Consider the following 14,036-nt stretch of genomic DNA (forward strand, 5'->3'; position numbering starts at 1 on the left):
AGCGACTCCTTTTAGCCCCAAATGCGTGATGCAATTTGGTAGGTGAAAAAAGACATTAGATAAGCCAAGCCAAACAAATACGTTGCCATGATTGCAACATATTTCCATGAACCTGTTTCACGACGAACGGTCGCCAAAGTTGCCAAACAATGCGGAGCATAAATAAACCAAACCAATAGCGATAAACCTGTAGCCAATGACCAACCCGTGCCATCCATACTAATCAGATGAGATAAACCTTGTGCCACAGCATCATCATTCGCTCCCGATAAGGCATAAACCGTCCCTAATGCTGCAACAACCACTTCACGCGCTGCCATCGCAGGGATTAATGCGATACAAATCTGCCAATTAAATCCTATCGGGGCAAAAATTGGTTGTATCAGGTGCCCTAACATCCCTGCAAAGCTATAATCAATTGCAGGCTGTGTCGCACCATCTGGTGCTTGCGGGAAAGTACATAGAAACCAAAGTAAAATCGAAAGCGCGAAAATAATTCCACCCACACGTTTTAAAAAGATTTTGGCACGGTCTAATAATCCAATCCCGACACTTTTTAAATCAGGAATACGATAACTTGGTAACTCAAGTAATAAAGCATGCTGTGATTTATCTTTTTGTAGAAATTTCATCACAATCGAAACACACAAAGCACTGACAATACCCGACATATATAAGCCAAATAGCACCAAGCCTTGTAGGTTGAAAATCCCCCATACCATTTGATTTGGAATAAATGCTGCAATCAATAAGGCATAAACAGGTAGTCGTGCTGAACAAGTCATCAATGGTGCAACCATAATCGTGGTAAAGCGATCACGTGGATCACTAATACTACGCGTTGCCATAATGCCTGGTACTGCACAAGCAAAGCTCGATAATAGAGGAATAAAAGCACGACCACTCAAGCCTGCTTTAAACATCAATTTATCTAACAAAAATGCAGCACGCGGCAGATAGCCAGACTCTTCTAAAACCAAAATAAAAAAGAATAGAATCAAAATTTGAGGCAAGAACACAATAACGCCCCCCGCCCCAGCGATAATTCCGTCAACGACTAAACTATGGAGCAAAGGCTGCGAGATATAAGCACCAAGTGTCGTACCTAACCATCCAAAAAGACCTTCAATCCCATCCATAAATGGAGCAGCCCAAGCAAATACAGCTTGGAACACAATAAACATCATCACAGCAAGACTTAATAAGCCCAATACAGGATGCAAAAATATTTTGTCGAGAAAATCGGTTCGCTTATCTTCCTGATCAACAAAGTTCACCACATCTTTAAAAATAATTTGGATCTTTTGATGATGCTCACCCGTTAAACCACTGAGTTCGGTATGCGGCACTGTATATTTTTGTTGATCTAATGCGTGCAGTAAGTTCTCAATACCTGAGTTACGCACAGCGACTGTCTCAACCACGGGAACGCCCAATCGCTCTGATAATTTTTGAGTATTGATTTGAATTCCACGGCGACGTGCTTCATCCATCATGTTTAACACAACAAGGATAGGACGACCTAACTCAATAATTTCTAGCACTAATCCAAGATGAAGCTTTAAATTAGTCGCATCAACAACACATAAAAATGCATCTTGTTGCCCTTCTTCAGCAATTTTACCTTCACACACATCACGCGTTATTTCTTCATCAGGGCTTGTTGCTTGCAAACTATATGTGCCAGGCAAATCAAGTACTCGAACATTTCGACCTGAAGGCAACTGAAAATGTCCAACCTTACGCTCTACTGTTACCCCTGCATAATTGGCAACTTTCTGGCGTGTTCCAGTTAAGTGATTGAATAAAGAAGTCTTACCGCAGTTTGGATTTCCCACAAGGGCAACACGTAACGCATCACTCATGCAGGTGCTCCTTCAAATTGGATTTCAATTTTATCGGCTTCAGTTTTACGCAATGCAAAACGAGTAAAACCAATTTGGATTAGAATCGGATCGCCACCAAAAATACCTTTGGTAATCACTTGCACTTGTGTACCGGGCACAAAGCCCAAACTCTCTAATCGAATAGCCACAAGATCTGGCTGTTCGGTATCATCTACTAAGCGATTCACTTTTGTGATCATCGCCGTTTGCTTGACTTTTAATGCTGACAATCGCACCGCTTCTAACCCTAAACTCTTTTCTCCTAGAGTATACAGGCAAATGAGAATAATTACCAAAAACAATATCAATGGCATTTGCTTTTGTGACAGATCGACAACAATTCATTTTTCTTTTACAGTGCCATTGAATGAAGGATTCTGCTGATGATGCTAAATAAAAAACCCCGTATTCCTACTCCTGTTACGATTCCTAAAGATCTCAGTTTTCTACAAGGGTTTCGTGATTATTTAGTTGCACAAACCGTTAGTCCACATACACGCAATGCCTATCTATCAGATCTTGTTCAATGTGCTGAGTTACATCCTAATGTGACATTAACGCAATGGTCGAGTGATGACATTGCTGATGTCTTAATTGCACTCACTAAAGCAGGCAAAAGCCCACGCTCCATTGCACGCTGCTTGTCTGCTTTACGTCAATTTTATAAATTTCTGAGAGAACAGAAACTCCGGGATGATAATCCTGTTGCAAACCATCGTTCTCCTAAAATTGGACGTGCTTTACCCAAAGATTTATCAGAAAAAGATGTAGAAGCATTAATCAATGCACCCGATGTCAATACGGCGCTAGGTCTCCGTGACCGAGCAATGTTTGAAGTGTTATATGCCTGTGGCTTACGTGTATCAGAACTACTTAATTTACGTTTGGAATTGATTAATCTAAAACAGGGCTTTCTTCGTATTACAGGTAAAGGCAATAAAGAACGCCTCGTTCCTCTCGGACAACATGCTTGTGAATGGATCGAAAAATATCTCGCCGAATCACGACCTCAACTCTATAAAAGTAGTACGGATTATTTATTTTTGACGCAACATGGCGGCATCATGAGTCGGCAAAATTTTTGGTATGCGATTAAACGTTATGCACTACAAGCGAATATTCTCGCTGAACTATCCCCACATACCTTACGACACGCGTTTGCAACACATTTACTCAATCATGGTGCTGATTTACGTGTTGTGCAAATGTTACTTGGCCATAGTGATTTATCAACTACTCAAATTTACACGCATGTTGCTCAGCATCGGATGCAAGAACTACATAACAAATACCATCCAAGAGGATAAAACCACCTTTTATCTATCAATATGATTTCATTCACACAGCATCAGCAAGATTTAACGAAGTCAATTTAAATTTTTGGTATGCTTGGGCAAGCTTATAAATACAGTATGAAAGGTTGTTTATGTTGTTTACTCGGTCTCAGTTGTTCATTGCATGTGCATTAACCTCAACACTTTTGATCAGCGCTTGTTCAAAAGAAAATTCAGCACAAAAGCCTGATGCTCTGACAGCGAGTGCACCAGCCACTGGTGAAGCATCAACTTTAAATGAACGTAATGCGCAACAACGTCTAGTTTCTACTTTAGAAAAACATTTTAAGACCGCCAATATTAATGCCAAAATTCTTGCCATTAAAAAAACTGAGGTTCCAAATTTATTTTGGGTAAGCCTAGAAGGCATGGGATCAGTTTATGCGACCAGTGATGGGCAATATATCATTCAAGGTGATGTCATTCGTCTTGGTGAAAAACAATTAAAAAATGTGAGTGAAGCTTTACAAGCGACTGAGAATAAAAAGCACTTAGCAGCACTCAAAACAGAAGACCTTATCGTTTACCCAGCACAAGGGGGTAAAGCGAAACACGTCATTTATGTATTCACTGATTCAAGCTGTCCTTATTGTCACAAACTACATGAACATCTTGCCGAAATTAATGCGAAAGGCATTGAAGTCCGTTACATCGCATGGCCACGTGGAGAGCAATTTATGCCAACCATGCAAGCGATTTGGTGCAGTCAAGATCGTAAAGCTGCATTCGATCAAGCTGCGCAAGGCTTACCAGTTGCATCAGCAGAATGTAAAAATCCAGTTCGTGATCAATATCAATTAGGCTTAAATATGGGCGTGAATGGCACACCTGCAATTTATAATGTTGAAGGTGTATATTTAGGTGGGTACATGACTCCAGATGAAATCATTAAACGCCTAGAAAAATAAAACATTCTCCACACCGTCTCACCACGACTCGGGCGACAGATTAAAGATGATCTTAGCCCTAGTGTCTGCGCACTTTTTTAGCTATGATCAAGCTTCATTAAAATGATTGAATAAAATGGAGTGTGACGTGAAACCAGTTCGTCTGGCGATACTCGGTCTTGGTACTGTAGGTGGTGGAGCCCTTAAATTATTACAAGAAAATGCTGCTGAAATTAAACGCCGTACCGGTCGCGAAATTCAAATTACACATGTAGGCACACGCCGTCCACGTCCAGATTTACAACTCGAAGGGATCAAACAAAGTGATGATCTCATGGACATCGTACGTCAACCTGATGTTGATGTCGTAGTCGAAGTGATGGGCGGTATTCATCCTGCCTATGAAGTTATCATGGAAGCCATCAAACATGGCAAGCAAGTTGTCACTGCCAATAAAGCATTACTTGCAGAACATGGTAATGAGTTGTTTAAAGCAGCTGAAGATAATGCTGTTCAAATCGCTTATGAAGCAGCTGTTGCTGGTGGTATTCCAATTATTAAAGTCATTCGTGAAGGTCTAGCTGCGAACCATATTCAATGGCTTGCAGGTATCATTAATGGTACAGGCAACTTCATTCTGACTGAAATGCGCGAAAAAGGTCGTGCATTTGATGATGTCCTCAAAGAGGCTCAAGAACTCGGTTATGCTGAAGCAGATCCAACTTTTGATGTAGAAGGAATTGATGCTGCGCACAAACTCACTATCTTGGCGTCATGTGCTTTTGGTATCCCATTACAGTTTGATAAGGTCTACACAGAAGGCATTAGCAAAATTACAGCACAAGATGTGAAATATGCTGAAGAGCTTGGCTTCCGTATCAAACATTTGGGTATTGCACGTCGTGCAAGTAATGGTATTGAGTTACGTGTTCATCCTACACTGATTCCAGCAGAACAACTGATTGCCAATGTGAACGGTGTTAAAAATGCGGTATTGGTACAAGCACATGCCGTAGGCCCAACACTTTACTATGGTGCTGGTGCTGGTGCTGGCCCAACGGCTTCTGCAGTTGTTGCTGATGTGATTGATATCGTACGTGATATTTCTTATACCGAAGATGGTGCAGGAACGATTCCACAATTGGCATTTGAAGCACTAACAAACATGCCTATCCTGAGTCGTGAAGAAATGACGACTGGATACTACATCCGTTTAAATGCTGAAGACCAAACGGGCGTACTCGCTGATGTAACCACCATCCTTAGCCGTGCTGGTATCAGCATTGATGCGATCATGCAGCAATCTCGCTTGAAAGATTTGATTCCAATCGTGATTTTAACAGATCCAATTGTTGAATCAAAAATGGATGAAGCTCTTGCTCAAATTCAAGCATTACCAGCTATTCGTGGCGAAATCGTAAGAATTCGTTTAGAATCGCTCGATAGTTAATCAGGTTGAGGGAAAATGCATTCCCTCTCCCAGCTCTACCTCATATTGGAACACCATCATGTCGAATGCCAATCGTTATACTGGTCTTGTAGATCGTTATCGTGACCGTTTACCTGTGTCTGCAACTACACGTGCAATTTCTCTAGGTGAAGGAAATACTCCTCTTATTAAACTTGAGAACATTCCACGTATTATTGGCAAAAACGTTGAAATCTATGTGAAATACGAAGGTCTTAACCCAACAGGTTCATTTAAAGACCGCGGTATGACGATGGCTGTAACAAAAGCTGTTGAAGAAGGCTCAAAAGCGATTATCTGTGCATCTACTGGAAATACTTCAGCAGCAGCAGCAGCATATGCAGCGCGTGCAGGAATTAAAGCCTTTGTTTTAATTCCTGAAGGCAAAATCGCAATGGGTAAAATGGCTCAAGCGATGATGTATGGTGCGATCACCATGCAAATCCGCGGTAACTTTGATGATGGTATGCGCCTCGTAAAAGAAGTTGCAGATCAAGCGCCTGTGACGATCGTAAACTCAATCAACCCTTACCGTTTGCAAGGCCAGAAAACGATTGCTTATGAAATTGTAGAAGCATTGGGTCGTGCACCTGACTATCACTGCTTACCAGTAGGTAATGCAGGTAATATCACGGCTCACTGGATGGGTTATACCGAAGCAGTTGCAAATCAACCTGCTGATCAATTTGAATCTGTTATCTATGATGCTGCAACAGATCAATTCACAGGTCCTAAACCAGAAGGTTTACCGACTATGGTAGGTTATCAAGCTTCTGGCGCAGCGCCATTCTTACGTGGTGCTCCAGTCGAAAGCCCAGAAACGATCGCAACGGCAATTCGTATTGGCAACCCACAAAGCTGGAATCATGCCAAAGCAGTTGTACGCGATTCAAAAGGTTGGTTTGATGAACTTCAAGATAGCGAAATTCTTGAAGCACAACGCTTACTTTCTATGTATGAAGGTGTGTTTGTAGAACCTGCTTCAGCAGCGTCTATTGGCGGTGCAATTCGTGACATTAAAGCAGGTAAAATTGCTGAAGGTTCTGTAATCGTTTGTACCGTTACAGGCAATGGTTTAAAAGACCCAGATACTGCAATCAAACAATGTGCTGATGCTGTCATGTTGTCAATCGATGCAACGATGGCTCAAGTGAAAGATTCAATTCTTTCGAATATGTAAGCTATTATTGATAAATCAAAAAACCTGCTACAGCAGGTTTTTTGATTTTCAGGCTTTAAGATTCTTTTTTAACTTCCTCAAAGAGTTCAGCTCGCTGTTCATCGCTCAATTCCAACTCTTCGGCCAACTCCTGAATCAGTTCAAGGGCTTCGGCATCAAAGTCTTCTCCACCCTCTTCTTCGGCTCCCCATTCATCTTCATCATAGCTATACTGCTTGGCCAATTCTTTTTCAATCGTTTGAATTTCCTCTAAACCAATTTCTTTGATTTCAAATAAAGGCTGTTTTAATAAAGGATTAACCGCATATAAACCCTCCTCTTCCCAGCTTTGCATAATAATTAATGTTTGACTTTTATTATTATATTTTAATGCTTTATTATTTTTTATTAAGGCTTGTAATAATACAGGTTGTTCCGATAAATCTTCGAATGAACCTTTCAACTCAATATCATCATAATCGTAATCTGCAAAAATGCTTCTGACATTCTTTTTTAATTGTTCAGGTTGATCCGCATAAGCTAAACCTGCAAAAAACTCATCATGCTCTTCCACCCATGCTTGTTTTTTCACTGACCATAAACCATAGAACTTAATATCTTGATCAAAATGAATCAATTGATAACTTTGCATGTTAGCAAGTTGAATAAACTCAAAAGTATCTTCATCATTTAAGCTTTCAGGCAACGTTTCTCGAGAAACCCCTCCCTCCTGATAAATATGTTCACCACAACGTGAAAAGACAAAATCATCCAATTTTTTTAATAATGCTTCATCTGCATCAAATAATGATTCAACTTCATATAAAAAAAAGTTACGTGCAGCTTTAATTTCAAGTTGTTTATAGACCGCTTCGGCTTGCTGTTTATTATCAAACACATTGCTCATACGATGTCCAATTACATAAAAAACCTCGTCGTTATAACCAAAGCTTTTTTCACGAATAACATAGTTTGTCATTTTAATTCCCCAATTTTAGTGTGTAATTTTTAAATATTAAGAATCATAATTTAACAAAAATTGCTCAAAATAGAAGTTAAAAAGTATTTTTTACGTCATGAAATGTCGTTCTATTATATAAAAAAAGCTCCTCAGATGAGGAGCTTTACGTTCATAAGCAATTAAATTCTTTTCGGTAAAGTACTCAGCCAAGTTAATAAGTTGGTTGCATCATTGGTACGTGCCTGAGAAGTTGAAGCTCCCAATAGCACGACTACAGCAGGACGCGAATTAACGGTTGCATGCATGACCACACAACGCCCAGCCTCACCAATATATCCCGTTTTAGATAGGTTAATATTCCAACCACCATTACGTACCAAAGCATTGGTATTATTTGACTTAAGCACACGATAACCTAAATTAAAATCATAGGTTGGTGTAGTGGAAAACTGACGAATTAAGCCATACTGAGAAGCAGCACTCACCAAAATACCAAGATCACGTGCGGAAGAAACGTTATGAGGATCTAAACCTGTTGATTCTGCATAACGGGTTGAGGTCATTCCTAATTGTTTTGCTTTAGCATTCATTGCAGCAATAAATGCTGAACGCCCGCTTGGGTAAGTCCTCGCTAATGCTGCCGCAGCAGGATTTTCCGATTTCATCAAAGCGAATAACAAAAGTTCCGCTCGATTCATGGTATCGCCTACTTTCAAGGTCGAACTTGAATTCTTTCCACCTGCACCCGCAAAATCAATTTGCTGTAGCGTGATTTCTTCCGACATATTCAGCCGTGCATCTGCGGTAATCACAGCCGTCATCAATTTGGTAATTGAGGCAATCGGTACCGACATATTACTGTTTTTACTAAACAGTACTTCGCCCGTTTGTGCATCCATCACCAAAGCTGCACGTGCATTTACAGCGGGTTGGCTACTGAAATGAGAGGTATCTCGAATCTGTATGCTTTTTTGTGGCGTTGCAGATGAACTAATACTTGCAGAACCACCACTTCGTAAAGTGGTCGTAACCGAAGTTGAACCTTGCGGGCTGATCTCTAATGAATCATCATCTTCCATCAATTGGCTTGCATCACTTGCAGACCAATTTAACGAAGCTGAAGAACTATTCGCACTTGTAGAGACTGGATTGTTATTTACAACCAACTCAGCATAACTTGTTGAACTAAGAGCCAACAAAATAGACATGCTCAAGGCATGCATGATAGATTTTTTAGAATTTTTCACGACACAATACTCAACTCGGGACGCTGCACATTTGCGCTTAATAACATTATGCCTTACATTTGAACAAATCGGGTAAAGCTTTTATAGACACAATTGTGTACAACTATTCTCTAAACATGGAGAATAGGATTGCTAATTTTGTCGTTTGATTGCAAGCTCATTTTTCTTTATGTAACAAAAAAATCGTTTTTTTGAAAAAAGGAGGTCTTCTTGATCACTGTTCTCGTTGTTGATGATCATGAACTCGTACGTACAGGCATTTGTCGTATGTTGGAAGACCACCCAGATGTAGAAGTCATTGGACAAGCTGAATCTGGAGAAGAAGCGATTGCTTTAGTTCGATTAAAGCATCCTCAGGTTGTACTATTAGATGTCAATATGCCAGGAATTGGTGGCGTAGAAACAACACGTCGCCTTTTACAAACAGCACCTGAGACTAAAGTGATTGCTGTCAGTGGTTTAGCGGAAGAACCTTATCCATCGTTGTTATTAAAAGCAGGTGCAAAAGGCTATATCACAAAAGGCGCGCCTATTTCAGAAATGGTACGTGCAATCAATAAAGTGATGCAAGGTGGTAAATATTTCAGTGCAGATATTGCTGAACAGCTTGCGAGTTCTTACCTTTCAGATACGCAACAATCTCCTTTTGATGCACTTTCTGAGCGTGAGATGCAAGTCGCAATGATGGTGGTTAATTGTATTAGTGCTCAAGAAATCGCTGACAAATTATTTGTTAGTGTTAAAACCGTAAATACTTATCGTTACCGCATTTTCGAAAAACTAGCAATTGATAGTGATGTAAAGTTAACTCATCTCGCCATCCGTTATGGACTCATTAAACCTTAATCATATTAAGTGATCGCTTATGTTGGGAAAAATTGCGTCATCAGTGTCCCAAACCGTTTATCGGCTCGGAATTTGGTATAGTGGATACAGACTGATTATTTCAATCAGTCTGATTCTTATTTACTTACTTACCGCAGAGGAGCTCGCTACCAATTATGATTATCCATTTTTATATTTTTACACTCTGATTTGTTATATCAGCTTTAATATTTTTCAGCTTTTTTTACTCAAAATTGTTCCATTACAAATCAGCAAACAGCTCATTTTTATTTTTATTATAGACGTGATCTGTTTAAGTTTGATTACCTTTTCAGCAGGCGGTCCAAACTTACAATTAAGCTTATTGTACGTCATCATTATTTTTTCCTCAGCAATTCTCCTGAATGCTCATCTTTCACTGATTGTGACCCTTTTTGCCGTTATTATGGTGGTTTACCAGCGCTTCCTTGGAAATTTCTTTGATTACAATAACTTAGGCAATAGTGCATTACTTGCTTTCTTATTTTTTGTAGTACACGCAATTGGTCGTATTGCAGTTCAGCGATTTAAGATTTTAGAAACACTCACTTTTCATCAGTCGATTGAAATTCATCAGCTGCAAAATATTAACCGCTATATTTTGGAACAAATCGAAGATGGCTACTTAGTTTTAGATACCAGTAACCATATTGTACTGAGTAACCCAGCCGCTAATACATTATTAGGCATTCATATTCCTGTTTCTCCTGAAAAAACACCATTACTTAAATGGCAACCTGACTTATTCGAGTTAATTAAATTTAGTGACTTAGAAGATGGTGAAGAATTTAGTTTTGAATCACAACAAAGTCCTTACACTATTAATGTCCGTGTTAAACACCTAATCGTCCCTGAACAATCATTAATTTTACTTATCTTGAAAGATGCACAAAAACTCACGCAACAAGTTCAACAATTAAAACTCGCCGCGCTCGGTCAACTCTCTGCAAGTATTGCACATGAAATTCGGAATCCTTTAGCGGCAATTGTGCAGGCCAATGAATTATTTAAAGAAAGTGATAGTCATCAACAAGAAATGCTCTGTCGTATGATCAGCAAACAAGCTAGACGTATTGATAATATTGTACAAGATACATTAGGCATGGCACGCAACAAACCAACTGAGCCACAAGTAATTCAACTTGCCGATTTTTTTGAAAGCCTATTAAATGAAGATTTAGTCGATGCGAAACATATGATTAAACTCAATCTTGCAGAACGAATTAATATTCTTTTTGATGAGAAACAATTACGCCAAGTTTTAATTAATCTGATTCGAAATGCCCTGCGGCACAATGCAGCTGATGCTCAATTTATTGAAGTGAATGTAGACTTAAAAGATGGCAGAACATGTATTGATGTGATCGATTTTGGTACGGGTGTCGCAAAACGAGATATTTCTCAGCTATTCAAACCATTTTTTAGTACCGAAATTAAAGGAACTGGTTTAGGATTGTATTTGTCTCACACCTTTTGTGAGGCAAATCATGCAAAGCTCACTTACGTAGAGCGACAACAAGGAGCATGTTTCAGGATTGAATGCTCAAAAATTCATTGATTAGATTAGGTTTTTCGGGGAAATGGCAACTAAACAACCGCTCGTCTTACTCGTAGACGATGAAGAAGACTTATGTCTTTTAATGCAAATGACGCTCGCACGAATGGGCATTAAAACTCATCTTGCCTATCGTGTAGAGCAAGCAAAAAAATTCTTTACCGAGTTTCAGTACGATGCTTGTTTAACAGATTTGAATCTCCCAGATGGCAACGGTCTGGACTTAGTTAAACATGTCACACAAAACTATCCCAACACACCAATTGCAGTATTAACAGCATATGGCAATATGGATATTGCAATTGCTGCATTAAAAGCAGGTGCTTTTGATTTTGTCAGTAAACCTGTCAATCAAACTCACCTAGATCAATTGATTCAAAAAGCATTGAATCGACCACAGCCTGAACAAGAAGCTGCTGAAAGTGCACTAGAAAATAAACTTCTCATTGGTCGATCTACGCCCATTCAGCAATTACGCATTGCTTTAAAGAAAATTGCTCGATCTCAAGCCCCTGTCTTTATTACTGGTGAATCGGGGACAGGAAAAGAAGTTGTTGCCAATTTAGTTCATCGTCTGAGTAACCGTAGCGAAGGACCTTTTATTGCGATCAACTGTGGTGCTATTCCAACAGAGTTAATGGAAAGCGAACTATTTGGTCATAAAAAAGGCAGTTTCACAGGCGCAACCCAAGACAAACAAGGTTTAATTCTTTCCGCACATGGTGGTAGTTTATTCTTAGATGAGATCGCTGAATTACCCTTAAGTATGCAGGTAAAACTGCTTCGTGCTGTACAAGAAAAGAAAATTCGCCCTGTCGGCTCAGATCAAGAAATTGATGTTGATTTCCGTGTCATCAGTGCGAGTCATCAAGATCTTGAATTACTAGTACAACAAGGTCGTTTCAGACAAGATTTATTCTTCCGTATTCACGTCATGGATATTGTATTACCTCCTTTACGTGAACGTGGGCAAGATATCTTATTGTTAGCAAATCACTTTATTCAAAAAATTAGCCAAGAATGGGAAGTCTCTGTCAAAACCCTTTCTTCTCGTGCTGAACAATTCTTATTGCAACAATATTTTCCAGGTAATGTACGCGAGCTTCGAAATATTATTGAACGTGCAATTACGCTCAGTGATGATGAAACAATTGATCTTGCTCATCTACAAACTGCACCATTACGTAGTCCAATTCCGACACCAAGTATTTCATTTTCCTCACAAGAAGAAAATGATCATTCAACAGTCGGTGCAAGTCCAATGATGGGTTCAAAAAAACTACCGCCAGAAGGTTTGGAACGCTATTTAGAAAATATTGAAAAAGAGATTCTTCTCAATGCACTGAATTTAACCCATTGGAACCGAACGTTAGCAGCTAAGAAATTAGGAATGACTTTCCGTTCTTTACGTTATCGTTTGAAAAAATTTGGTTTAGATACAGAAGATGATGAATAGTCTTAAAAATAAAGCCCCTAAATAGGGGCTTTATTTTTAATTAAATTTTACTTTTTAGAACCAAATCTGTGACGTGTTCCAAATAACCATCTTCTTTCATTTCAGGTAACAACGGATAGCTTTGATTCGGTTGAATCCCTTGACCTTCAATCATGTTCCCATTGGGTGTGTAATAATGTGAGACCGTCATTTGCAGTGCTGCACCACTCGGTAATGGAAATAATTTCTGTACTACACCTTTTCCATAGCTATTTTCACCTACAACCCACGCACGTTTATGTTCTTTTAATGCTGCGGTGAATACTTCAGCTGCCGAGGCTGAACGATGGTTGATTAAGATACCTAATTTTATATTTTGAAATTCATTTGAGGGTAAAGCCTGAAATTGTTGATCTCCTTCTGAACGACTCTTTGTTGTCACAATTAAGCCTTGATTCAAGAATAAATCTGTTGATTCAACAGCAGCAGACAATAAACCACCTGGATTATTACGCAGGTCAAGAACGACAGCCTTGAGTTTAGTTGTACTATATTCTTCGATTAAACGTTTAATTTCATTCGCTGTATCTTGTTGAAACACTCTAATTTTAAGTACAAGCACCTGATTATGTAGTAAAACAGGTTCAATATCTGTCTCAACTTTTTTATTTCGAACCAAAATCACCGTGCTATTATTATTTTCCGGTTGTATTTGTACGGTACTGCCTATCGAGCCATAAAGCAGACCTTGCACTTGATCCTGATTTAAACTCTTTAATTCTTGATTATCGACTTTGAGTATGGCCTGCCCATTACGCAAACCCAACTTACTAGAATCAGATCCTGATTTTAGGTCTTGAATTTGCCATAAACGAGTATGAGCATCGTAATTTAAATTGAAATCAACAGAAGCCAGATCACCTTCAGTATATTGAATAAGCTGGCGGTATTCTTCGGCTGATAAATAACGAGAATAACGATCTAAACCACTCACCAACCCTTTGATTGCTTGCTGAAAAAGTGCATCGTCTGTTTTTTTATCAACGTAGTTATCTTTCACAATCCCATAAATCTGTACAAATTGCTGAATAGATTCAAGTGGCACTTCAGCATTCCGACTTGTAGTCTCTTCCCCCCATCCTGAGGCATGTGTAATAGGTGCAGATAACGTATGCGATCCCCAACACATCAACAAACTCGCAAACAATCCTCGATAAATGTTGTTGTGTTGGGTCATATG

General features: G+C 39.3%; 12 protein-coding genes. 7 read left to right on the plus strand and 5 right to left on the minus strand.

Going from position 1 to position 14,036, the window contains the following annotated elements:
* Positions 1-11: 11 nt before the first annotated feature.
* Positions 12-1,865 carry a ferrous iron transporter B gene (gene feoB, locus AC0JIQ_RS15155; protein ID WP_004659407.1) on the minus strand — a complete coding sequence of 618 codons (1,854 nt, stop codon included), beginning with the start codon at positions 1,863-1,865 and terminating at the stop codon, positions 12-14.
* Positions 1,862-2,122: a FeoA family protein gene (locus AC0JIQ_RS15160; RefSeq protein WP_034600743.1), complete on the minus strand. Its 261-nt coding sequence runs from the start codon at positions 2,120-2,122 to the stop codon at positions 1,862-1,864. Before AC0JIQ_RS15160 ends, feoB begins: the two co-directional genes overlap by 4 nt.
* Before the next feature lie 150 nt (positions 2,123-2,272).
* On the opposite strand from AC0JIQ_RS15160, the gene xerD reads away from it, so the two are divergent.
* From xerD to thrC, 4 genes are all read left to right on the plus strand, one after another.
* Positions 2,273-3,193: a site-specific tyrosine recombinase XerD gene (gene xerD / locus AC0JIQ_RS15165; protein ID WP_474203277.1), complete on the plus strand. Its 921-nt coding sequence runs from the start codon at positions 2,273-2,275 to the stop codon at positions 3,191-3,193.
* Positions 3,194-3,312: 119 nt separating this feature from the next.
* Positions 3,313-4,128 (plus strand): DsbC family protein, encoded by an 816-nt coding sequence (locus AC0JIQ_RS15170; RefSeq protein WP_005163146.1) that lies wholly within the window; start codon positions 3,313-3,315, stop codon positions 4,126-4,128.
* Between the two features lie 127 nt (positions 4,129-4,255).
* Entirely contained in the window at positions 4,256-5,557 is a 1,302-nt protein-coding gene (locus AC0JIQ_RS15175; RefSeq protein ID WP_004659413.1) for a homoserine dehydrogenase, read from the plus strand.
* 58 nt (positions 5,558-5,615) lie between these two features.
* The gene (gene thrC, locus AC0JIQ_RS15180; RefSeq protein ID WP_004659414.1) at positions 5,616-6,755 is read left to right on the plus strand and encodes a threonine synthase; all 1,140 of its coding nucleotides are present in this window, start codon (positions 5,616-5,618) and stop codon (positions 6,753-6,755) included.
* A 55-nt stretch (positions 6,756-6,810) separates the two neighbouring features.
* Here thrC and AC0JIQ_RS15185 read toward each other — a convergent pair whose 3' ends face one another.
* Both AC0JIQ_RS15185 and pbpG read right to left on the minus strand, forming a co-directional pair.
* Positions 6,811-7,713 carry a hypothetical protein gene (locus tag AC0JIQ_RS15185; protein ID WP_474202119.1) on the minus strand — a complete coding sequence of 301 codons (903 nt, stop codon included), beginning with the start codon at positions 7,711-7,713 and terminating at the stop codon, positions 6,811-6,813.
* A 161-nt stretch (positions 7,714-7,874) separates the two neighbouring features.
* On the minus strand, positions 7,875-8,942 hold the full coding sequence (pbpG, locus tag AC0JIQ_RS15190) for a D-alanyl-D-alanine endopeptidase PBP7/8 (protein WP_474202120.1): 1,068 nt from the start codon (positions 8,940-8,942) through the stop codon (positions 7,875-7,877).
* A gap of 210 nt (positions 8,943-9,152) precedes the next feature.
* On the opposite strand from pbpG, the gene gacA reads away from it, so the two are divergent.
* The 3 genes from gacA to AC0JIQ_RS15205 are packed head-to-tail and all read left to right on the plus strand — an operon-like array spanning position 9,153 to position 12,817.
* On the plus strand, positions 9,153-9,788 hold the full coding sequence (gacA, locus tag AC0JIQ_RS15195) for a response regulator transcription factor GacA (protein ID WP_005163158.1): 636 nt from the start codon (positions 9,153-9,155) through the stop codon (positions 9,786-9,788).
* 19 nt (positions 9,789-9,807) lie between these two features.
* Positions 9,808-11,364, plus strand: coding sequence for a sensor histidine kinase (locus AC0JIQ_RS15200; RefSeq protein ID WP_474202121.1), 1,557 nt, complete (start codon positions 9,808-9,810; stop codon positions 11,362-11,364).
* 22 nt (positions 11,365-11,386) lie between these two features.
* Positions 11,387-12,817, plus strand: a complete 1,431-nt coding sequence (locus AC0JIQ_RS15205) for a sigma-54-dependent transcriptional regulator (RefSeq protein ID WP_474202122.1) — start codon at positions 11,387-11,389, stop codon at positions 12,815-12,817.
* Between the two features lie 40 nt (positions 12,818-12,857).
* Here AC0JIQ_RS15205 and AC0JIQ_RS15210 read toward each other — a convergent pair whose 3' ends face one another.
* The gene (locus AC0JIQ_RS15210) at positions 12,858-14,033 is read right to left on the minus strand and encodes a S41 family peptidase (RefSeq protein ID WP_087545139.1); all 1,176 of its coding nucleotides are present in this window, start codon (positions 14,031-14,033) and stop codon (positions 12,858-12,860) included.
* Positions 14,034-14,036: the final 3 nt, after the last annotated feature.

Source organism: Acinetobacter sp. FB, assembly GCF_056033405.1.

Bases quoted from the DNA above. Each gene is read 5' to 3' on its own strand.
- feoB (WP_004659407.1), bottom strand. From the start codon at position 1,865: ATGAGTGATGCGTTACGTGTTGCCCTTGTGGGAAATCCAAACTGCGGT.
- xerD (WP_474203277.1), top strand. From the start codon at position 2,273: ATGCTAAATAAAAAACCCCGTATTCCTACTCCTGTTACGATTCCTAAA.
- AC0JIQ_RS15170 (WP_005163146.1), top strand. From the start codon at position 3,313: ATGTTGTTTACTCGGTCTCAGTTGTTCATTGCATGTGCATTAACCTCA.
- thrC (WP_004659414.1), top strand. From the start codon at position 5,616: ATGTCGAATGCCAATCGTTATACTGGTCTTGTAGATCGTTATCGTGAC.
- AC0JIQ_RS15185 (WP_474202119.1), bottom strand. From the start codon at position 7,713: ATGACAAACTATGTTATTCGTGAAAAAAGCTTTGGTTATAACGACGAG.
- AC0JIQ_RS15200 (WP_474202121.1), top strand. From the start codon at position 9,808: ATGTTGGGAAAAATTGCGTCATCAGTGTCCCAAACCGTTTATCGGCTC.
- AC0JIQ_RS15205 (WP_474202122.1), top strand. From the start codon at position 11,387: ATGGCAACTAAACAACCGCTCGTCTTACTCGTAGACGATGAAGAAGAC.
- AC0JIQ_RS15210 (WP_087545139.1), bottom strand. From the start codon at position 14,033: ATGACCCAACACAACAACATTTATCGAGGATTGTTTGCGAGTTTGTTG.